Source organism: Microvirga lotononidis (genome assembly GCF_034627025.1).
GTDB lineage: Bacteria > Pseudomonadota > Alphaproteobacteria > Rhizobiales > Beijerinckiaceae > Microvirga > Microvirga lotononidis.
Genome location: NZ_CP141050.1, coordinates 516,813 through 538,634, shown reverse-complemented (window position 1 = coordinate 538,634; position 21,822 = coordinate 516,813). Strand labels below are relative to the sequence as shown.

Below are 21,822 nucleotides of genomic sequence, written 5' to 3'. Positions count from 1 at the left end.
ACGCTGGAGCGGCGCAATGAAGCGCGTCATCGTCATGCGATCGATGTGGATGGGGGCGATCCTTCTGGGCGTCTCCTTCGTGGCCTTCGTGCTCATGAGGGCTCTGCCGGGAGATTTCGTTCTCGCGGCGGCGGGTGCCCAGATGCTTCAGCCCGATGTGCTGGACGCGATGCGCCGGGAGCTCGGCCTCGATCGTCCGCTGATCGAGCAGTATCTCTCCTGGCTCAGCGAGGTACTGCACGGAGATTTCGGCACCTCCTTCGTCACACGGCAACCGGTTCTGCATGAATTGTGGCCGCGCTTCCTCGTGACCGTCGAACTGACGTTCATCGCGGCTGCCATCGCCCTCGTTATGGGTGTCGGCACCGGCCTTGCTTCGGCGCGGTTCCGAGGAGCGGCCGACTGGATCGTGAGGCTCTATAACGGATTTATTCTCGCTGTGCCGAACTTCGTCGTGGGCACGCTCATCGTCCTTCTCGTCGGGCTCTATTTTCCCGAACTCGCTGTGCTCAGCTACGTCCCCTTCCGCGACGATCCCCTCGGCAACGTCTTCGGTCTGTTCCTCCCAGCCTTCGCGCTCGCCCTCGCGATTTCGGTCACCATATCCGAGAACACTAGGGCGGCAGTGCTCGAGGTATCGAACCAGGACTTCGTGATGGTGGCGCGCGCTAAGGGCCTTCTGCCGCGAACGATCCTTTGGAACTACCTGATGCGAAACGCCTTGACGCCCATTATTACCGTTACGGGACTGCAGGTCGCGACACTCCTCGGAGGCAGCATCCTCGTCGAAACGATCTTCGCCATACCCGGGATGGGCCAGTACCTTTTCGATTCCATCACCAGCCGCGACTACCCGGCGATTCAGGCCATCGTGCTCGTCGCCGCCACCTGCGTCGTCTTCGTCAACACTCTGGCCGACATCGCCTATGTCCATGCGGATGCGAGGGTGGAGGCATGAGCGAGGCCGCAACGACGAACGAACCCGCTATTGCCGGCACCAGGTCCGCGGTTGCGCGCCGGGTAAGACCGAGCGGCGGACGTCTGCTGCTGGGTTTCGGGCTCGCGATGCTGGCGATCCTGGTGCTGGTGACGCTTCTCGCCCCCCTGATCTCGCCTTACGATCCCTCCGCCACGTCGCCGAATTCGCTCGAAGGATCGAGCCCGCAGCACTTGCTCGGGACCGACGCCATCGGCCGCGACGTGTTGAGCCGCATTCTCGTCGGCGGACGCACGACCCTCTTCGTCACCTTCACCTCCGTCGCGTTCGCTCTCGTCGCGGGGCTCGTGCTCGGCCTCGTCAGCGGCTATGTCGGGGGCTGGGTGGACGAGGCGATCATGCGCGTGCTCGACGTGGTCTTCGCCTTTCCGGTCTTCCTCCTCGCCATTGCCGTCGTCGCCGCTCTCGGCCCCACGGTCCCGAACCTCATCCTGACGATCGCCATCGTCTACACGCCGGCCATGTCACGCGTGGTGCGTGCGCCGGTGCTCAGCGTAAAGAAATGGGACCACGTGGAGGCGGCCCGAAGCGTCGGCATGAGCGAGTTTCGGATCGTCATCCGCCATGTCCTGCCGATGGTCGTCTCACCCATCGTGGTAGCAACGAGCCTCACCCTGGCGCAGACGATCTTCACCGTCACGGCCCTGTCCTTTCTCGGGCTTGGACCACCACCGCCAGATCCCAATTGGGGTGGCATGCTGGCCGATGCGCGTCAATTCATGGAACTTGCCCCGCTTACCGTCGTCGGCCCCGCCGTCGCCATCGTCTTCGCAACGCTCACCTTCATCGTCCTTGCGAATGGGCTGCGGGAAGTTCTCGATGTAGGAAGCGACCGATGAAAGCGGACGGACAGATCCTGAGTGTGCACGATTTGAAAGCGCACATTGTCTCGCGCCGTCAGACGGTCGAGGCCGTCAAGGGCGTCACCTTCGACATTAAGCGCGGCGAGGCCGTAGGTTTCGTGGGCGAATCCGGCTGCGGCAAGAGTATAACGGCCCGCGCTATCATGCGTCTCGCGCCGGAAGGAATGCGGGTCGATTTGGGTGGTTCTGTTCATTTTGGCGGCCGGAACCTTCTCACCGTGAGTGAGGCGGAGATGCGGGACATCCGCGGGCGACGCATCGCCATGGTATTTCAGGACCCGCTGACATCTCTCAACCCGGTGCTCACGGTCGGCGCGCAGATCGAGGACATCCTGCGCCGCCACGCCGGCCTGTCGGGACACGCCGCTCGGGAGCGGGCGATCGAGTTGCTTGATCAGGTCGGAATCCCCTTCCCCGCCCGGCGGATCGACGATTACCCCCATCAGTTCTCGGGCGGCATGCGCCAGCGGGCGCTCATTGCCATCGCAATCTCCTGCGATCCGGACCTTCTGATCGCGGATGAGCCGACCACTGCGCTCGACGTCACCGTTCAGGCGCAGATCCTGCGCCTGCTGCTGCGTCTGAGGGAAGAAAGAGGCATGTCGCTGATGCTGATTACGCATGATTTCGGCGTCGTCGCCGGGATGGTAGAAAGGGTAAACGTCATGTACGGCGGCAGAATCGTCGAAGCGGCTGGCATCGACGAAATTTTCCGGGCTCCCTCTCATGAGTACACCCGGGCTCTGTTCGATGCCGTTCCGCGCCTGCATCGCGAGGGAGCCGAGTCATGACCGTCGTGTCACCACTGGTTTCCGTACAGGATTTGTCGGTCTCGTTTCCCTCTCGGGGCCGACATCCGGCCTTCATAGCCGTCAACGGCGTATCGTTCGACATCGCGCAGGGCGAGACTCTCGGCCTCGTCGGTCAATCGGGTTCCGGAAAGACAACAACGGGGCGAGCAGTCCTCCAGCTCCAGAAGATTTCCTCTGGATCGGTCAAGCTACGCGGACGCGAGCTCACCACGATGCCGGCAGGAGAATTGCGGCGCACGCGTCGCCACATGCAGTTCGTCCAGCAGAACCCCTATTCGAGCCTGCATCCGCGCATGACGATTGCGCAGACGCTCATGGAGCCCCTGATTGTCCACCAAGCGGTGCCCAAAGCACGCTATCGGGAGCGCGTGGCGGAACTGTTGGAACTCGTCAGCATGGATCCGGCCGTGATGGACCGCTATCCACACGCATTCTCCGGCGGTCAGCGCCAGCGCATCGTCATCGCCAGGGCTCTTGCGGTCAATCCCAAGTTCGTGGTCTGTGACGAGCCCGTCTCGGCTCTCGACGTCCGCACACAGGCGCAGATCGTCGCCTTGCTGCACTCCCTCCAAGAGAGGCTCAAGCTGTCCTACCTCTTCATCGCGCATGACCTCGCCATTGTGCGCGAGGTCTGCCACAAGGTCGCCGTGATGTATCGGGGAGAAATCGTAGAGAAGGGGGATGTTTCGCAGGTCTACGACAACCCTTCCCATCCTTATACGCAGATATTGTTCGACTCCGCGCCGGTGCTCGATCCCGCCCTGCAGCGTCGGCAACTCCAGATGACACCGCCCGATCCGTCGGTCTTGGTGGCGGGCCGTCAGGACGAGGCATGCGCCTTCGGCGAGATCCATGCCGAAACCGGTACGGTCCCGTGGCATGAGATTTCGCCAGGCCACGGTGTCTCGTGTCGCTACCGGCCAGCCTGAGCATTACATATACTCGATGCGTGGATCGATATAGGCGTAGAACACGTCAACCGAGAGGTTGATGAGGATGTAGATCAGCATGATCACGATGATGCAACCCTGGATCAGAGGATAATCCCGTGTGCTGATGGCCTGGATGAGCAGCCGTCCGAGCCCTGGATAAGTGAACACGGCCTCGGTGACGACGGCGCCACCAATGAAGTTCGCCATCATCAGGCCAACGATGGTGACGAACGGCAGAAGCGCGTTGCGGAGGATATGAACGCTGACCACTTGCCATTCTGGCAGCCCCTTCGACCGCGCCGTGCGGATATAATCCGACCGCATCTCGGTGACGAGCGAGGCACGCAGGAACCGGGCCAACACGCCCGAAACATAAACGCCGAGGGTTACGGCCGGCAGGATGAGGTTACGCAAAGCCGCAAAAGGATCCTCCCACAACGGAACATAGGCGGAAGCGGACGGGAGCCAGCGCATCTTCACGGAGAACCACAGGATGAGCAGGATGCCGAGCCAGAAGGTCGGTACCCCTAGCGTCATCGCGTTCCAGAGGGACAGGATGCGGTCAACCCAGGATCCGGGCTTAAGGGCACTGATGATCGCGACCGGAATGCCGAGCACAAGGGAGACGAGAGTCGCCATAAAGGCGAGCTGGAATGTCGCCGGTAGGCGCTCTGCGACCAGTGCGAGCACCGGTGCGCTGGCGTGGATGGACGTGCCGAGATCGCCGCGAAGAGCGCGCCAGAGCCAATCCGCGTATTGCACGAGGATGGGCCGGTCGAGCCCGTATTGCGCAGTCGCGGCGGCGATCTGTTCCGGCGTCGCATTCTCGCCGACAAGCACCGAGACTGGATCACCAGGCACCGCATAGATGATCGCCCACACGGCGGCAGAGCCAAGAAGGAGGACGGGAACGAGTTGGAACAGCCGTCTGAGGACATATCCGATCATAGGATCACGCTGCTCCTTCTGAACCGGCTTTGCGCAGTTCGTAACGCTCGCCAAGCAGGTCTGCCATTGCGCGTCCGATGGCATCGAACGACAGGATGGTGAGGGTCAAGATCAGGCCCGGCAGGACTGCATAGTACGGGGCCTCGTGCAGATAGGATTTGCCGGATCGCAACATCTCTCCCCAACTCGGAGTGGGCGGCGCGACGCCGACCCCAAGGAAGGCCAACGCCGCCTCGAGGAGAATGGCAACCGAACACAGTACCACGACCTGCACCAGAATCGGGCTCCAGGAATTTGGCAGGATTGTCCGGAACATATTGTACCGGGCGCTGCCGCCGAAGGCCTCCACGGCCACAACGAAGTCTCGGCTCCGCAATGTCAGTGTCTGTGCGCGCGTGATGCGGGCAAAGCTCGGGATACCAGTAATCCCAACCGCGATGATCGCCGCAACCTGGCTGCGACCAAGGATTGCGATGAGCGCCATGGCGAAGAGAATGGCTGGTAGCGTCATCATCACGTCGACGAGGCGCATAAGAGTCGCATCGCGCCAGCCACCGAAGAACCCGCTGACCAACCCCATGGGCACACCAACGGTGGCCGCAATAACGACAGCGCCTGCGGCCGTGGTCAGGGAGGTTCGTGCGCCATAGACCACACGGGCGAAAATGTCCCGGCCGAGCTCATCGGTGCCGAACCAATTGGTGCTGGATGGACCTTTCAGGGCATCGACCAAGCGCTGGCGGAACGGATCGAAGGGCAGCAGATCAGCGAAAACTGCCATGAGCGAGACGAAAAGCAGGAAGGCAAGCGCCGCCGCTGCCCCCTTATGGCGCCACAGCGCGCGAATGAAAGTGCCGATACGGCTAGACGCAGCGCTCATTCTCCAAACTCCATCGAAGCCTTGCGGATTGTGGGACCCGCTTGAGCGACATCGGGATAGTGGCAGGCGACGAGGGTCGAGGCGCCCGGCAAGTGCAGCGCACCCGGCACTTCCCGACGGCAGCGGTCGTTTGTCCGGAAGCACCGGGGATGAAAGGTGCAGCCTGGCGGGGGAGCTGCGGGATTGGGAATCTCGCCCTCGAGAACGATGCGCCTTCGCGTCCGGCCAAAGGATGGATCGGCAACCGGCGCCGCTGACAGCAAGCTCTGCGTATAGGGATGGCTCGGCGCGTCGTATAGCTCATCCCGGGTCGCCTGCTCGATGATGCGGCCGAGATACATAACGGCGACACGATCCGAAATGTGCTGCACGACCGACAGGTTGTGGGAGATGAAGAGATAGGCGAGACGCAACTCCTTCTGCAAATCCTGAAGAAGGTTGAGAACCTGCGCCTGAATGGAGACATCGAGCGCGGAGACGGGCTCGTCGAGGATGAGCAGGCGTGGGTTGAGGGCAAGCGCCCGGGCGATTCCGATACGCTGGCGCTGCCCGCCCGAGAACTCGCTCGGATAGCGACCGAACATGGTCCGCGACAGGCCGACCATTTCGAACAGCTCGGCGATACGCCTTGCTCCCCCCGCTTCCTCATAAAGGCCGTGCAGGCGCAGGGGCTCAGCCACGATCTCCTCTACCGGCAGAACCGGATTAAGGGCCGCATAGGGATCCTGGAAGACATATTGCATCCACCGGCGTGCCTCGCGCATTCGTCCGGCGGACAGGTTGACAATCGAGCGCCCCGCGAAGCGTACGTCGCCCGCGGAGGCCCGGACCAGCCCCATGATCGTGCGGGCTGTGGTCGTCTTCCCGCAGCCGGACTCACCGACAAGGCTCACCGTCTCGCCCGCCCGCACCGTGAGACTGACCCCATCCACGGCGCGCACCCATCCGACGACGCGCTTGAGAATGCCCGCCCGCACCGGAAAGTGAACCTTCAGGGCATCAATTTCGAGAAGAGGCTGCCCGATTGAGCTGCTTGTGGGAGCGAGAAACTCTTCGCGGCGCAGGCTAACAGGCGCCCGTGTCTCATCGACGAAATGGCATGCCGCCTTGTGCCCGCTTCCGACGGTTCGCAGTGGAGGCTCCTCCGTCCGGCACGTGGCCCGGCCGCTGCCGAGGGCACAACGCGGATGGAAGGGGCAACCGCCTGGGAGTGTCTCCGCCGTGGCCGGCTGGCCCGGGATGGCATCAAGCCTCGCACCAACCGCCTCGCCCCGCGGAATGCTGCGGAGCAGAGCCCGGGTATAAGGATGGCGTGGCGAGGAGAAAATCTCGTCGACCGTGCCGGTTTCGACGATGCGCCCGGCATACATGACCGCAACGCGGTGAGCGACCTCGGCGACCACACCGAGATCATGGGTGATCAGGATGACGGCGGCGGACGTGTCCGCTTGTCGGCGCTGGAGGAGCGACAGAACCTGCGCCTGGACGGTCACGTCTAGGGCCGTGGTCGGCTCGTCCGCGATGATGAGCCTCGGCCGGCCCGCCATAGCCATGGCGATCACGGCCCGCTGGCGCATACCGCCCGAAAACTGGTGCGGATATTGCTGGACCCGGTTGACCGGATCGGCGATGTCCACCTCTCGCAGCAGCTCGGCAGCGCGCTCATTCGCGTCGGAGGGTTTGAGGCGGCCGTGAGTAACCTCGCCCTCCACAATCTGGCGCCCGACGCGCAGGACAGGGTTCAACGTTGTGGCCGGGTCCTGGAAGATGAACCCAAGGTCCCGGCCCCGAACCTGCCGTAGGGTTTCGGGGGCCGCGCCCACGATCTCCGTTCCCCCGAGGCGGATCGAGCCCGAGATCTTTGCGCCACCCGGCAGCAGTCCGGCGACTGCGAGCGAGGTAACACTCTTGCCGGAACCGGATTCGCCAACGATGCAGAACACCTCGTTCGCGAACACGTCGAAACTGATGCCGCGTACGACGGACACCGATTGCTCGGCGCCGAACGCGACGGTCAGATCACGCACGGACAGAATTGGCGTCGTCAACGGCGCGCCCTGTACTTGCGCGAGAACGTCACTGGCGACCACCTCATTTCTTCAATCCGATCGTGCGGGCCACGAACAGGTTGTCGATGTCCGGCGTAAACCCGTCGAGCTTGGGCGAGGATACGATGAGGCCCACATCATAGGAGTTGGTCGGGATAGCGAATGCGCTCTTCACCAGCACGCGGTTGAGATTGTCGTACGCTGCCTTGACCTCCTCCTGAGAGCCATAGGTGGTGTTGACCCGCTCGATCGCCGCCAGGTAATCCGGGAATGGATGCGGCTCCTTCAGGACCGGGTTGTCCTTGGTGCGATAAATGCTGTTGGTGGCGACGCGGGACGGAAACTTCTGCACGTTGCCCACGCCACCGAAGGTGGCCTGGTACTCACCGGCGAGCTGCGCCTTCACGTATTCGGAACCTTCCAGCACATCGAGCTTTACGTCGATCCCAACTTCGGCCAGCGTACTCTGCACGATTTGGCTGATCACCACCGTCGGCTGGTCAGTCCCATAGACGAGAAGTTTCCAGTTGCTCATCTGCTCCTTCGAGAGCCCCGATTCCGCGAGGAGCGCCTTGGCCTTCTCGGGGTTGTAGGCAAACTCCTTGAGGTAGGCCGCATCGAAGGCCGGGCTCGCGGGCGCCCAAGGAAGCGCGACCGGCTCGCCGAGACCGGCGTAGCCGACCCGCAGAATACCTTCGCGATCCATCAGGTAGTTGAAGGCTTGGCGGAATTTCTCGTTGTTGAACGGCGGGCGGGTAGTGTTGATGCGGAACACCTGCACCAAGGGTCCCGGTCCACGCGTGACGGTGAACCCGGAATCGCGCAGACGTACGGCGCTCCGGGCGCCACCACCATAGATGATATCGGCCGCGCCCGATTCCAGCGCGGCGCTCGCAGCTGCGTCGTCGCTGAAGACCGTGAAGCGGATCTCTTGGCTGATGGGCTCACCCTCGCGCCAATACTTGGGATTGGCCTTGAGCGTCACACTCTGGCCGACGGCACGTCCGGCCAGCATGTAGGCACCGGTGCCGGCTGGCTTGGTCTCCACCGTATCGATGCCGGCCGCCTCGATGGGCATCGTGAACTGGAGCAGATCGAGGATCTGGCGCTCCGGCACGGGAGCTTTGAAGTTGATGACGATGGTCTGCTCATCCGGCGTCGTCCAATCCTGGACGATCCCCATGGTTGCATAGACGTTTTTGCCCTTCGCCGGATCGGACGCCTTTTTCAGCGTTGCGGCCACATCCGCCGAGGTCAGCGGCGCCCCGCTATGGAAGAGAACCCCTTTCCGCAATGTGACGCGCACCGACTTGTTGTTCTCGCCGATGGACCATTCCGTCGCGAGGCTCGGCACGGCTTTTCCATCGGGCGTGTATTCGATGAGGCTGTCGTAGAGGTTCTTGATGAGATGGAAATTGACGAGCGAGAACTGCATCGGGTCGAAGTTGGTCATGTCGGCGACGACCGCGACCCGAAGCGTGGTTCCCTTGAGCTTCTGCGCATGAGCATGGTCCGGAGCAGCAATGGCCGCCATCGCGGTAAAAGCGAACGCTCCTAGAACTTTGGTGAATGGGATACGCCTGTTTCTCATGGCAACGCTCCTGATCCTCTGGTTTATGAACTTTTTCACGTCTTGGGCCTGCCAAGGTTCAACCCCGGCAAAGTCGAAATCCGGGTGCTCGGCGGCAGCCTTGCCCAACGTTTTGCTCCGCCTCCCCACGTCACGCCGGGTTTTTCTGGTCATGACGTCACGGAGTTGCATCGTTTAGGATGCACCACGGGCCGTGCGACTACGCTAGAAGCCGGTTGGCGCTAAGGTCAACGCCACCCGGTTTCGCCTTGAGAAACAACCTCAGGCAAGCGCAACCGCGTCGAAGCGCCTGTTTCCGTAGATCTTCTCAACGATCCGATCGGCGGACGCCCTCAAGGCAGCGGCGGCTTCAAGGCGTCGTGTTGGCGCAAGGCGCGGCTCCGGAGCAGACAGACTGATGGCAGCGACCGGCCGCCCGCAATCATCGAGAATGGGCACGCCGATGCACATGTGCCCGTCTTCATTCTCGCCCATGTCCAGCGCATATCCCTGTTGACGAATATGATCGACCTGCCGGCGCAGGAAGCGGCCGTCCGTCACGGTGTGGATTGTCCGTGCCGGGAGGAGCGGCATACAAAGTGCTTCAAACTCCTCGTCAGGCAGATGCGCCGCAATGGCTTTTCCCAGCGAGGTGGAGTGGACCGGGTGACGCTGCCCCACCCGCGCCTCCGTTCGCGGCGCGCGGCCTCGGTCGACGATATCGATGTAGACAATGGCCTTCTGCGCCAGAATGGCGAGATTAATCGTTTCACCGAACCGTTCGGAGAGATCGTGCATTTCCGGCTGCACAGCCGTACGGAGCCGTTGCAGGCTGCGGTCGACGTCGGCAAGGTGACGAAAGCGCGGCCCCGCGCGATAGCGGTCGCGATGCAGGTCGTATTCCAGGAAGGAGGCGGCGGAAAGCGTCTGGAGATAGCGGAAGACGGTGGTCTTAGGCAGCTTGAGCCGATTGACTGTCTCCGTCAGGGTCACGTCCCGCCCCTGTTTCGCCACGTAGTCGAGCACCTCCAGCGCCTTCATCACCGGCTGAACGATGTAGTCCTGGCCGTCCTTACGCATCGGTCTCCTCCACATCGGGCCGGAAGCGGCGCCGGCCCTCGCCATCTCCCCCGTCGGGGCTTCAGAAGAACGTCTTCACCGCCTTGAGAACGTTGTAGTCCTCGTCGACGGCCAGCAGCAGTGACCAACGATCGAAGGTCGTGCACGGGTGGCCGATGCCGAACCCCACGAGGTCACCGACCTGGAGTTCGCTGCCTTGCGGCAATTCCAGATGACAATGCTGGTCATTGAGAGCGGCGGTCTTGTACCCGGGCGGTATCGGCTGAGGCTCCTCCATCGCGCTGCCTGGACGGTACCAGTATTGAGGAATCGGCAGGCCCGCATCGAAACCGACATCGCGCTTGCCCATGGACAGGAGAGCCCGCCTCGCCTCAGGCACGGATTGAACCTGTGCCCAGACCTCAAGAGCCGGAACGAGGCCGCCCGGTGGCAGGGTAAGTCGGGTCTGCTGACAGATCCGCTCGAAGGCAGCCGCGTAACCCATGCAGTCATGCGTCAGATAGCAGCCGGACCGCAACACCCGTAGGACCGGCGCCGGGAAGTCGTGTGCATTGAAGCGTTCGCCGACCCGATCGAAGAAGGCTGATCCGCCGGCGCTGATGATGACCGGTCCGCTGCTTGGCAGCAGGCCCTCGGCAATGGCCTGACGTGTAAGGTCAGCGACCACGTCCAGAAGCTCGTCCACGGCCTCCGGGGCCGGCAACAGGCCCTCGAAGCACTCGAATCCTGCGAGTGCGAGCCCTTCCGTCGCGGCGATCTTTCGGGCGAGTGCCAGCGCCGTCTCCGGGGTGCGGGCACCGGTGCGTCCACCCGGGAACCCAACCTCTACGAGCACGCGCAGCGGATTGCCTGCGGGCGGCTGAGCACGGCCCGCCCCTTCGGCGAGCTGTCTCAGCCCCTCTTCCCCATCCACGAGACAATAGAGCTCGAATTCTCTGTCCGCGAGGGCGGCGAAGCAGGCGTTCACAGCTTGCTGACCGATTGGTTGATTGGCCATCAGGACACGGCATACGCCGAAGTGTCGGCATACCTGCATTTGCTGCACCGTAGCGACCGTGATCGCCCAGGCGCCGTCGGCAATCTGCAGGTCGAACAGGTAAGGCGCCATGGTGGTCTTGCCATGGGGAGCGATCACAAGACCGTTCCCCTGCGTGAACGCAGCCATCCAGGCGCTGTTGGCCTCCACGCGGGCCTGGCGGATCACCGCCACCGGCATCGGCACGTCGCCTTCCAGAACATTCCAACCTTGGGCACCGATATCTCCGAGCCGCAACGCGGGCGCGTTGAAGGGAAGACCCTTAGTGAGTGGGTCAACCAGTTGCGCATCAAGCGCCGCGATATCGAGACGGGGAATCAAAGCCATGGGTGGGGATCCAGAGGAGCTAGCGGGCGCCGCGCCTTACGATACTCGACCTTTGTCGCATCGTAAGGATAAGGGCCACCGGTATTGAGATAATGGACTTTCGCGGCAATCGGCGCGAAGGCCGCATAGAAGTGGTTGGACGACTTAACGACGACGATCTTCTTCCGCGCGAGATCGATGCCTAGCTTTGTAAAGGCAGGCGGGCTGAAAGTCTGGGCTCGCCCGCTCACGAGCACGACGTCAAGCTCGCCGATGGAGATGGCCGCAGCCGGTCCAAGCGAGACGATGCTCTCCTCAAACGGGATCGTGAGTTCGTCGCTCACTCCCTTCACGACGACTTCCGCGTCGATGGGCGAGCCCGATTGTGGGGTCGCCTTGCCGCAGAAGCGCAAGGGGATGCGGGCGCCGACCCCGGCAGCACGACAGAGGGATACGGCTACCGGGTCCCACAGCGCGCCGATAGCGGCCGGAATATCCGGATGTTTTAAGAGGGCCTCGATCATCACGGTCGAGTCCCCGGCAACCCCGCCGCCCGGATTGTCCCACCGGTCGGCGAAGACGATCGGCTGTCCCGGCTCAGCGAGCGCCTTCTCGATCGCTTCCTCAGGGGTATAATGATACGGTCCGGGCGCCGTGCGCTGCCATCCGAAGATCTCCCGTCCGAGCGACGCGGCCAGCGCGTCTGCCTTTGCGCGGTTCTCCTCACCATCGGCTATAACGAGAACCTTGGTGCCAACGTCGTAGACATCCGCGGCCTGAAAGCCATGCGCGACGGAAATGCTGAGAATACCGTCCCTACCCTCCATGGCCATGATACGGTCCACAAAACTGCGGCCAGGCTCGCTGCTCGTCATGAATCCCGACAGGGAGCGGCAATCGAAGACGGCGGGAACAGGCTTCACCTCCCGGCGGGCGGCCCGCAGGCAGAGGTCGACGAGATCCTCCGCCCTATCGAGAAAGTCGATGTGCGGGAATTCCTTGAAGGTCAGAAGTACATCGGCCGCCTCGACACGCTTCGGCGTGAGGTGGCAATGCATGTCGAGTTCAGCACCCATTACGCAATCGGGCCCGACGATCTCGCGAACCCTTGCCAGAAGGTCTCCCTCGCAATCGTCATAATCGCGCGCGACCATGGCGCCGTGCAGACCGAACAGAGCAACATCGACAGGCATGGCCGCCTTGAGCTGACCGAGGATCTCGTCACGCAGGGATTCATACGCCTCCCGTGAGACCAGGCCGGCCGGTTCCGCCCACGTGGCTGTGCCTTCGATCAGCGTGAAACCATCCGTTTCAGCCCGCCGTCGCGCAGCGACCATCGGCGCGGAGCAGAGCGTCGCAGTCGGCGGGTGCTCTCCCGGTGGGCAATAAAAAGCCTCTTCAAAGGCGCGGCGATCGACGAACAGCGGCGAGAAGGTGTTCGTCTCGGTGGCGAGCGAAGCAACGAAGATACGCAAATCTGATCCTCCGAAACGACGTTCCACATTGTAGTATGCTGCTCTCGAACGTCGCCACAAGATTAACCGCTAGGATTTTCGCCGTGTCAACTACTCTCATGTTGTCGCCACTGTTCTTATTGAAATGATGACTTGCGTGACGCCGAACGTTCGTGTTCACTTCTCCGGCCACCTAACTCGTTGTGGTTCTATAATGTAGGATGACCTGAACAGACATCGCCTGTGAAGGCCTTCCGGACGGAGGTGCGTCCGTCAGAGGACAAGATCAGCCGGCGGCTGATGGGGAACGTCGATTTCAGCCTGGATACATCAAATGGCAAAGCGCAGGATTCTGTTTGCAGGGCTCTTCCATGAGACCCACACATTCGTCGATGAGATCACGGGGCTCGGCGATTTCACGGTCTATCGCGGCGAGGAGATTCTCCGCCGACGTGGCGACGGCTCGACCACGGATGGATTTCTCGAGGTCGCCGAAGCTCGTGGCTGGGAGGTCGTGCCAATCTGCGAGTATGCGGCCCTGCCGTCCGGAACCGTGGACCATGCGGTGTTCGAGACATACTGCGCTGAAGTCGAGAGCGGGTTGCGCCAAGCCCTCGCGGGCACCGGGCTTGATGGAATCTGGCTCGGGCTGCACGGGGCCATGGTGACGACAGCGTGCGAGGATCCCGAAGGGGAACTGCTCGCACGCCTGCGCTCTGTCCCAGGCGCAGAGAACCTTCCGGTCTTCGGCGTATTCGACCTGCACGCCACCTTCACGGCCAAAATGGCGCATCACGCCAACGGCCTTGTCGCCTATCGGGAAAATCCGCACTCAGACGCTCGCGAATCCGCGGTCCGCTCGGCCTACCTCCTCGCGCGGGCTCTCGATGAAGGAAGCTCGCCCCGGATGTTCGCCCGCATCGCTCCGATCATGTGGCCTCCGCCGGGGACCGGGACGGCGGACAGTCCGATGCGCGACCTTGCGGCGCTCGCACGGCAGATCGAGGCAGAAAACCCCGACATCTGGGTCGCAAACGTTGTCGCTGGCTACGCCTTCTCGGACGTTCCCGATGCGGGCGTCGCCTTCTCGGTCGCGACAACTGGCGACGAGGCAGGCGCGACAGACGCTCTCGACCGGCTTGAAGCTCTCGCGATCTCCATGCGTGGTCTCGGCCTTCCCCAGGAATGGGACCTCGACCAGGCATTGGCCGAAATCAGTACACGCGACGGTGGACCGTGGATCGTTGTCGAACCGGCCGACAATATCGGCGGTGGCGCGCCCGGAGACGACACGGCGGTCCTGCGCGGCTTTCTGCGCCATGGTCTACGCAACTGCGCCGTGGCGATCGCTGATGCCGCAGCCGTGCAAAGCCTCGCAGATGCCAGACAGGGCGAGAAGCGACGCCTGTCCATCGGCGGCAAGGGCAGCCGTCTCGGGGCCGCACCTCTCGAGGTAGAGGCGGAGTTCATCAGTCGCAGTGACGGCCGCTTCACCCTGGAAGACCGCCATAGCCACCTTGCAGCCTCCCGTGGCATCCATTTCTCGATGGGCCCCTCGGCCGTTATTCGCGTCGAAGGCGTCACCGTGCTGTTGACCAGCCGCAAGACTCCGCCTTTCGATCTGGCCCAATTTCGCTCCCAGGGGATCATCCCCGAGGACCTCTTCGCTATTGGCGTGAAAGCGGCGGTCGCTCATCGCAAGGCTTATAATCCCATTATGGCCGGAAGCTACACCGTCAGCACGCCCGGGCCCTGCACCAGCGCCATTGCGACTCTGAATTATCGCCGCTTGCGCAAACCCGTCTTCCCCATCAGCGATCGGAGCACCCAATGAGCATCGAATATCCCGGCAAATCGGACACGCCGCGCTCGCACCTCCCCTTCAGCCCCGCGACCCAGGTCGGCGATCTCCTCTTCGTTTCCGGACAAGCCTCAGTCGATGTCACTGGCAAAATCATCTCTGACACTTTCGAGGGCGAGATGCGACGCTCCATCGAGAACTTGCGGAAGGTTCTGGAGGATGCCGACAGCGACCTTGCTCATGTGGTGCAGACCCGCAACTACGTCCGCGATCCCGAGGACGTAGCGGAGTTCAACCAAATCTACGGTGAGTACTTCTCTGCTCCCTTTCCGGCTCGCACGACCATCACGAATTGCCTCGGACCGAACCTGCGCTATGAGATCGATTGCGTAGCGGTCGTAAGGAAGAAGCGTAGCTGAATATTCCGTTCCGCGCGGGTTTCCGCCCCACGGAACGGGCAAGCATTTACTTCGCGGGTCGGCTCGGGCCTGTTGTTGCAAAGTCCCCTGAGGAGCGGTCAAGCCACATGTCTTCCCTTGCTGAATCGGCACGCGCACGCGGTAACAATCCCCTCTCGTTCGACAAGTCTGCGGAGCTGATCGAACGTAACGCCCAATGGATGGCGGGCGGCGTCAACAGCAACTTTCGCCTGAACATCTCGCCGACTCCCCTTGTCTTCGAGCGCGGCGAGGGTCCGTGGCTCTACGATGCGGACGGCAACAAGCTGATCGACTACTACCTGGGCATGGGACCAATGATCCTCGGCCACAAGCCGCAGGCTCTGGTTGATGCAGTGAAGCAGGAGATTGAGAAGGGCTTCCTCTTCGCGGGCCAGACGACGGTGGAGGCCGAGGCAGCGCGGCTCGTGTGCGAGCTCGTTCCCTCGGCCGAGCGCATGCGGTTCGGCTGCTCGGGCTCCGAAGTCGATCAAGCGGCCATCCGTCTTGCCCGTGCCGCGACAGGCCGCAAGAAAATCATCAAGTTCGAAGGCCATTATCATGGCTGGTTTGACAATGTGCTGTGGTCGACCGCCCCGGCCCTCAATGCGGCGGGCCCGGAGAATGCGCCGGTCCCGGTTGCCGGCAGCAAGGGCCAGCTTACGGAAACGGCAGACGCCCTTGTGGTTCTGCCGTGGAACAACCTGGACCTAGTAGTCGAGCGGCTTGCACAGGGGGACATCGCCGGCGTCATCATGGAAGCGGCGATGTGCAATGCCGGCGCCGTGCACCCCGCGCCGGGCTATCTCGAAGGCGTACGCGAGGCCTGCACGCGATACGGCACCATCCTCATTTTCGACGAGGTGATCACGGGCTTTCGCCTTGCACCTGGCGGCGCGCAGGAGCGCTTCGGCGTGACGCCCGACCTCTCCACTTTCGGCAAGGCCATCGCCAACGGGTTCCCTGTCGCGGCCATCGTCGGGCGGGCGGATCTTATGGAGATGTTCGCCACCGGCGGCGTCGTGCATGGCGGCACCTACAATGCTCAGCCCATCGCCATGGCGGCCACGGTTGCGACTCTCATGTCGCTGAAACCTTCGCTCTATGCGACCTTGGAGGAACGCGGCGGACGGCTCATGAGAGGCATGGGCGAGATTTTCGCCCGCGCCGGGGTGCTTGCGCAGGTCGCCGGCTTTCCGCAGGTCTTCCACGTGGCCCTCGGCCTCGATGTGCCGGCGCGGAACTACCGCGATCTCGCCCGAATGGACCGGCCGGCCTATGTCGCGCTCACGACGGCTCTGCTGCACCGTGGTGTGCGTGCCCTGGAGCGCGGCGCCTGGTTCCTCTCCATCGAGCACAGCGACGCGGTGATCGACGATACCCTCCTGGCCGTCGAGGACTCCGTGCGCGAACTCAAAGCCAAGGGAGTCCTCCCGACCGGAGACTTCCGCAAGTAACCTGCCATCGCGCGCCGGGACAGACAGCATGCGCCTTTTCGTCGCCACACTCGGGACCGAGACGAACACCTTCTCGTTCTTTCCGACCGGAATCGAGGACTTCAAGGATACGCTCTGGTGCGAGGGGGACATCGCGTCGATCCCCTCCTCGCCCTGGTCGGCACCGGCGCAAATCTGGGTCGAGCGTGCGCGCGAAGAAGGCTGGGAGGTGATCCAGAGCCTCTTCGCCTTCGCGTCGCCAGCTGGACCGACGACGCAAGCGGCCTATGAGTCGATGCGCGACCGCATCCTTGACGACCTGAAGGCCGCGGGCCCTGTCGATGCGATCCTTCTTTTCCTGCACGGAGCGATGGTGGCTGACGGCTACGACGATTGCGAGGGCGACCTCGTCGCGCGCATGCGCGCGCTCGTCGGCACCTCTACGAAGATTGGGATCGAGCTCGATCTCCACGCCCACATTGACCACACTCTTCTCGATGCCACCGACATCATCGTAATCTACAAAACCTATCCGCATATCGACCATTCGGAGCGGGCCAATGATCTTTTCGATCTTACGCGGCGGACCCTCGCGGGGGAAATCGAACCGAGGATGGCCCTGTTCGACTGCCGGACCATGGGACTGTTTCCGACGACCATGGAAGGGCCGATGATCGCCTTCACGCAGGCGATGTTCGATGCGGAGGGCAAGGACGGTATCCTGTCCTTGTCCCTGAACCACGGCTTTCCCTGGGCGGACGTTCCCCTGGCAGGCGCAAAGATGCTGGCCATCGCCGACGGCGATTTGGCGCTGGCCGAACGCGCCGCGCGCGACTTCGGCGAGCGCTTCTACCGCATCCGTGCAGCCGCGATGCTGCCATTTACTCCTTTCGAGGAGGCCATCGCGGAGGCCCGGATCAAGGGCGATAAGCCGCTCCTCATCGCCGATACCGCCGATCAGATCGGCAGCGGCGCCCCGGGAGACACGACTTATGTCCTGCGGGCCTTCGTCGAAGCCGGCATTCGCAATGCGGCAGTCGCGCCCCTGTGGGACCCGCTCGCTGTCCGAATCTGCTTCCAGGTGGGGGTCGGCGCGCGGATCAGGCTACGCATCGGCGGCAAGTTCGATCCGAATTCCGGCCCGCCCTTCGATGCGGACACCGAGGTCCGCTTCCTGAAGAAGGACGCCTATCAGGACCATATCAACGACGAGCGCATCGACATCGGTGACGTCGCCGTCGTACGGGTGGAAGGCATCGACATCCTGTTGACGACGCAGCGCACTAATCTCTATTCGCTCAGCCTTCTCACGCTGCACGGCATCACCTTCGATGACAAGCAGGTAGTCTCGATTAAGAACCTCTACAAGCACAAGGATCTCTTCGTCGACAACACGCGCAAGCAGCTTTTCGTCGCGACACCTGGGACGAGTAATCCAGATTGGTCTGCCCTGCCGTTCAAGCGCCTGCCCCGGCCCATCTGGCCGCTGGATCCTGATCCGCTAGGGCTCGACTGACATTATCCCCTGGCGCGCCGGCAAAGCACCTCGCCTCAGGTGCGTGTGTTGCGCAAGAACTCCGCGAGCCGTGCGCTCCGCGGATTGCCGAAAATCTCGGCGGGGGGGGCATCCTCGACGACCTGTCCTTGATCCATAAAGACGACGCGGTCCGAGACGTCGCGGGCGAACCGCATCTCGTGGGTCACGATCAGGAGTGTCGCCCCTTCATCCGCGATAGCCTTGACCGTGTTCAGCACTTCCTGGACGAGTTCTGGATCAAGGGCGGAGGTTATCTCGTCGAGAAGGACGAGCTTGGGATCCATGGCGAGCGCACGGGCAATGGCGACCCGCTGCTGCTGCCCGCCTGAAAGCTGGCTTGGATAATGGTCGGCGCGGGCGGCAAGCCCTACGCGACCAAGCCAACGCTCAGCCAGTGCACGCGCCTCCGCCTTTCCCATACGACGAACCTTGCGCAGGCCCAGCATCACATTGCCGGCGGCTGTAAGGTGGGGGAAGAGATTGAAACTCTGGAACACCATTCCGGTCATCGACCGCTGGCGCGACAGCTCACGATCGCTCAAACGGTGGCGGCGTCCATTTTTCGTGCTGTAGCCGATGGTTTCACTATCGAGCACGATATTGCCGCTTTGGAACTCCTCAAGAAGGTTGACGCATCGCAGCAGCGTGGTCTTGCCCGATCCGCTCGATCCGATGATCGATACGACTTCCCCCTTATGAAGGGCCAGGTCGACCCCTTTGAGAACCTCTACGGCGCCGAAGCGCTTGTGCAATCCGCGGATCTCGAGCAACGGGCCTGTGGTTTCCATGGTCAGCGCCCCTGTACGCGTCGCTCGATGGCTTTGCCGAGCTGATCCAGAAAAATATTGGCAAGGAGATAGAGTGCTCCCGCGAAGACGTAGAACTCTATGGTCAAAAAGGTGCGCCCAATAACTTCCTGGGTTTTAAGGAGAAGTTCGCCCACTCCGATGATCGACAGGAGGCTGGACCCTTTGATGAGCTCGACCCCCGTGTTGATCCATGGAGGCAGAGCACTCCGCAGGGCCTGCGGCAGGAGGACGTATGCAAGGGTCTGCGGGAAGGTAAGTCCGATGCTACGGGCCGCCTCGGCCTGGCCTGGCGGAATCGCCTGCAGGGCACCGCGCATCAATTCACCGATATGGGCACCTGCGAAGAGCGAGAGGGCGAGGATGCCAGCCTGCGTCGCGCTCAGGTTGACCCCGGCGACCGACGGGATGTAGAAAGCGGCGAGGATCAGGACCAGGACGGGCGTGCCCCGCATCACGTCTACATAAACCCGGAAGGGAATGCGGATGATGGCCGGGCCATAGACAAGCTGAATCCCGCAGATGCATCCGAGGACGGTGCCGAAAAGGATGGCGGCGGACGCGACCTCGATCGTGAGCAGGAAGCCTTCCCACAACGGCCAACGGGCGATCCAGATCTGGTTCAGGAACGGCTGCATGGGCTCAGAACTTCGGAAATAGCCGTTCGAGACGGCGCAGGAGCGCCGCGATGGCGAAACAGGTCGCGATGTAGAGACCGCTTGCCACGAGCCACGTCTCCACGACACGGAAGGTGTCGACGTTGATCTTGCGCGCCTGGAATGTCAGCTCCGGAACCGCGATGGCAGCCGCAATCGAGCTGTCCTTGAACATGCCGATAAAGGTGTTGCCCATCGACGGAAGAGCATTACGCATCATGATCGGCGCGACAACCCACACGTTGGTCTGCACCCACGTGAGGCCGATGGCCCGGGATGCCTCCACCACGCCTTTCGGCACGGCGACGAGGCCGGCGCGGAAGACCTCAGTGAGGTAAGCTCCTGCGTAGAGCGCGAGCGCTCCGATGAAGCTCTCGTACTTGTCAAAGCGGATCCCGAGTTGTGGAAGCGCGAAATACACGAGCAGGACCAGCACGAGGAGCGGCAGGTTCCGGATCAGCATCACGTAACCGCCTACCAGAACGCGTGCGATGCGGGACGAACTGACACTGGCAAAGGCCGCGACGAGCCCGATCAAGGTGCCGCATGCCACCGCTGCAACGGCCAAGCCGAGACCGAGGGCAAGCCCCGACAACAAGTTGCCGAAGCTCGCCCAGACTGCTCCGAACTGAAGCGAGTATCCCATAAGCCGGGTATCGAGGACTACCGGAACTCGGACGGGAAGCCGATCTTCGGCTCCGGCGGCGTCTCGCCGAACCAACGCTCGAAGGCGGCCTTATATAGCGGGAACGTGGTGCCCGTCATGGACTCACGGATGGCGACATTGACGAAGTTCAGCCAGTCCTGATCACCCTGCTTGACGATGCAGGAATAGGTCTGCGGGTTCCAGCTGAAGCCGGAATCCACGTAACGGCCGGCATTCTGCTTCATGTAGTAGCGTAGAGACGAAGAATCCGTTGCTGCAGCGTCGGCTCGCCCGGAATTGAGGGCCTGGTACATGAGGTCGACACTCTCAAATTGGTCGACCTTCGCCTCAGGAAGTGCATCGTGGACCATCTTTTCCGCGAAGACGTTCTGAAGCACCGAGACCGTCACCTTGTTCCCGGCAGCCTTAAGCGCAGCGTAGTCGGCATAGCGGCCTCCCGAAACGAGCATGAGGCTGACACCCTCACGATAATACGGGATCGTGAAGGCCACCTGCTGCGCCCGTGCCGCCGTCACGGTCACGAACTGGCACGCAATATCGACCTTGCCGGTTACAATATTTGGAATGCGGGCATCAGATGCTTGATTAACGAACTCGATCTTGGAAGGATCGTCGAACAAGCCTTGAGCGATGATCTTCGCGATCTCGATGTCAAAGCCGACGAGTTCCCCTTTTTCATCGCGGAAATGCCACGGGGGATTCGTACTTCCGGTCCCGACTATGAGCTTCCCACGGCTGAGAACTTCCTTCAGCTTTCCCTGGGCGGCGGCGGTCTGGGCCGGCAACATCGCCAGCGCGCATAATCCAATACCGGCAGCAAACTTGATGATCGACTTCAACACACTAGTCCCCCTTTTGGTTATCGCGCCCCGCGCTACGTCCCTCACTCGCGACGACGATGATCACACGGAATAGCGAAGCATTCGGCAATTTCGGCACTACTACAAGCGCAGCTCGTTCCACAGGACGAAACATGTGGGGCGGGCTTGCCGTCGCGAATTGACTTGGCATCATGCAACGAACATGGGAGATGTCACATTAACTGAGTATAGTCCTTGGGCTTACCGACAAGGACAGTTGTTGCACAGCCCAAGTCGTTGATTTTTCTCACTGCGGGATTTTTCCTTGACGAGTACAGGGTAGTATTCGCCGTTAATGTGATATCCCCCAAATTGGGCTATCTTGGAAGTGAGCCATTTGTAACCTCCAGAAGGCTCGACGGGGCAATAGTTGCGCCCCAGACAAGCCATTCTCGATTGTCTTCACCGCCATCTGGCTGCCCGCGTCCCCGTCAACGACGCTCCTTGACCAACCTCAAGCAGGCGAAGTAAAGTCAGAACGAATCAGGAACAATCAACCTGTCAGAGAGCCCGATGCTTGGCGAGGTGAACTTCCACAGTAAGCCTCAGTGGTCCGATTGGACGGGCCCTGCGATTATCCTCGGGACCATCATGTTCGCGACGACTCTCCTGATAGCCGTGTAATCCCGTGCTGAGTCTTCTCGTCATCGATGCCACTTAGCGATAAAGTCGGAGGGATTGGGATGGTGTTGTTAC

General features: G+C 62.1%; 19 protein-coding genes. 8 read left to right on the top strand and 11 right to left on the bottom strand.

Annotated features, from left to right (window positions below; genetic code table 11):
• The first annotated feature begins 16 nt into the window (after window positions 1–16).
• From U0023_RS32145 to U0023_RS32130, 4 genes are read left to right on the top strand one after another with little or no spacing between them, the layout of a single operon-like run.
• Window positions 17–958, top strand: a complete 942-nt coding sequence (locus tag U0023_RS32145; protein WP_009490056.1) for an ABC transporter permease — start codon at window positions 17–19, stop codon at window positions 956–958.
• Complete coding sequence (locus U0023_RS32140; RefSeq protein ID WP_009490058.1) at window positions 955–1,836, top strand: ABC transporter permease; 882 nt, start codon at window positions 955–957, stop codon at window positions 1,834–1,836. The genes U0023_RS32145 and U0023_RS32140 overlap by 4 nt, the downstream gene beginning before the upstream one ends.
• Window positions 1,833–2,651, top strand: a complete 819-nt coding sequence (locus U0023_RS32135; RefSeq protein WP_009490060.1) for an ABC transporter ATP-binding protein — start codon at window positions 1,833–1,835, stop codon at window positions 2,649–2,651. The genes U0023_RS32140 and U0023_RS32135 overlap by 4 nt, the downstream gene beginning before the upstream one ends.
• Window positions 2,648–3,601, top strand: a complete 954-nt coding sequence (locus U0023_RS32130; RefSeq protein ID WP_009490062.1) for an oligopeptide/dipeptide ABC transporter ATP-binding protein — start codon at window positions 2,648–2,650, stop codon at window positions 3,599–3,601. The genes U0023_RS32135 and U0023_RS32130 overlap by 4 nt, the downstream gene beginning before the upstream one ends.
• Window positions 3,602–3,604: 3 nt before the next feature.
• Here the strand turns inward: U0023_RS32130 and U0023_RS32125 are convergent, their stop codons facing one another.
• The 7 genes from U0023_RS32125 to U0023_RS32095 form a co-directional block, all read right to left on the bottom strand.
• Complete coding sequence (locus U0023_RS32125) at window positions 3,605–4,552, bottom strand: ABC transporter permease (protein WP_009490064.1); 948 nt, start codon at window positions 4,550–4,552, stop codon at window positions 3,605–3,607.
• A 4-nt stretch (window positions 4,553–4,556) separates the two neighbouring features.
• Window positions 4,557–5,432: an ABC transporter permease gene (locus U0023_RS32120; RefSeq protein WP_009490066.1), complete on the bottom strand. Its 876-nt coding sequence runs from the start codon at window positions 5,430–5,432 to the stop codon at window positions 4,557–4,559.
• Entirely contained in the window at window positions 5,429–7,522 is a 2,094-nt protein-coding gene (locus tag U0023_RS32115) for an ABC transporter ATP-binding protein (protein ID WP_245272883.1), read from the bottom strand. Before U0023_RS32115 ends, U0023_RS32120 begins: the two co-directional genes overlap by 4 nt.
• A 1-nt stretch (window position 7,523) precedes the next feature.
• Window positions 7,524–9,071, bottom strand: coding sequence for an ABC transporter substrate-binding protein (locus U0023_RS32110; protein WP_009490070.1), 1,548 nt, complete (start codon window positions 9,069–9,071; stop codon window positions 7,524–7,526).
• Between the two features lie 261 nt (window positions 9,072–9,332).
• A complete protein-coding gene (locus U0023_RS32105; RefSeq protein WP_322883909.1) occupies window positions 9,333–10,175 on the bottom strand; it encodes an IclR family transcriptional regulator in 843 nt (280 codons plus the stop codon).
• A gap of 16 nt (window positions 10,176–10,191) precedes the next feature.
• A complete protein-coding gene (locus tag U0023_RS32100; RefSeq protein ID WP_009490079.1) occupies window positions 10,192–11,493 on the bottom strand; it encodes an alanine racemase in 1,302 nt (433 codons plus the stop codon).
• Window positions 11,484–12,947: a M81 family metallopeptidase gene (locus U0023_RS32095; protein ID WP_009490081.1), complete on the bottom strand. Its 1,464-nt coding sequence runs from the start codon at window positions 12,945–12,947 to the stop codon at window positions 11,484–11,486. The genes U0023_RS32100 and U0023_RS32095 overlap by 10 nt, the downstream gene beginning before the upstream one ends.
• Before the next feature lie 313 nt (window positions 12,948–13,260).
• Here U0023_RS32095 and U0023_RS32090 point away from each other — a divergent pair, with 313 nt between their 5' ends.
• The 4 genes from U0023_RS32090 (at window position 13,261) to U0023_RS32075 (ending at window position 18,116) form a co-directional block, all read left to right on the top strand.
• Window positions 13,261–14,760, top strand: coding sequence for a M81 family metallopeptidase (locus tag U0023_RS32090; protein WP_009490083.1), 1,500 nt, complete (start codon window positions 13,261–13,263; stop codon window positions 14,758–14,760).
• Window positions 14,757–15,146: a RidA family protein gene (locus tag U0023_RS32085; protein WP_009490085.1), complete on the top strand. Its 390-nt coding sequence runs from the start codon at window positions 14,757–14,759 to the stop codon at window positions 15,144–15,146. Before U0023_RS32090 ends, U0023_RS32085 begins: the two co-directional genes overlap by 4 nt.
• Before the next feature lie 107 nt (window positions 15,147–15,253).
• A complete protein-coding gene (locus U0023_RS32080) occupies window positions 15,254–16,621 on the top strand; it encodes an aspartate aminotransferase family protein (protein WP_009490087.1) in 1,368 nt (455 codons plus the stop codon).
• A 28-nt stretch (window positions 16,622–16,649) separates the two neighbouring features.
• A complete protein-coding gene (locus tag U0023_RS32075; RefSeq protein WP_009490089.1) occupies window positions 16,650–18,116 on the top strand; it encodes a M81 family metallopeptidase in 1,467 nt (488 codons plus the stop codon).
• 35 nt (window positions 18,117–18,151) lie between these two features.
• Here the strand turns inward: U0023_RS32075 and U0023_RS32070 are convergent, their stop codons facing one another.
• From U0023_RS32070 to U0023_RS32055, 4 genes are read right to left on the bottom strand one after another with little or no spacing between them, the layout of a single operon-like run.
• Window positions 18,152–18,925: an amino acid ABC transporter ATP-binding protein gene (locus tag U0023_RS32070; protein ID WP_009490091.1), complete on the bottom strand. Its 774-nt coding sequence runs from the start codon at window positions 18,923–18,925 to the stop codon at window positions 18,152–18,154.
• A gap of 2 nt (window positions 18,926–18,927) precedes the next feature.
• Window positions 18,928–19,581, bottom strand: coding sequence for an amino acid ABC transporter permease (locus U0023_RS32065; protein WP_009490093.1), 654 nt, complete (start codon window positions 19,579–19,581; stop codon window positions 18,928–18,930).
• 4 nt (window positions 19,582–19,585) lie between these two features.
• Window positions 19,586–20,245 carry an amino acid ABC transporter permease gene (locus U0023_RS32060; protein WP_009490095.1) on the bottom strand — a complete coding sequence of 220 codons (660 nt, stop codon included), beginning with the start codon at window positions 20,243–20,245 and terminating at the stop codon, window positions 19,586–19,588.
• Window positions 20,246–20,262: 17 nt separating this feature from the next.
• Entirely contained in the window at window positions 20,263–21,054 is a 792-nt protein-coding gene (locus U0023_RS32055; protein WP_052600461.1) for a transporter substrate-binding domain-containing protein, read from the bottom strand.
• Window positions 21,055–21,822 lie beyond the last annotated feature (768 nt).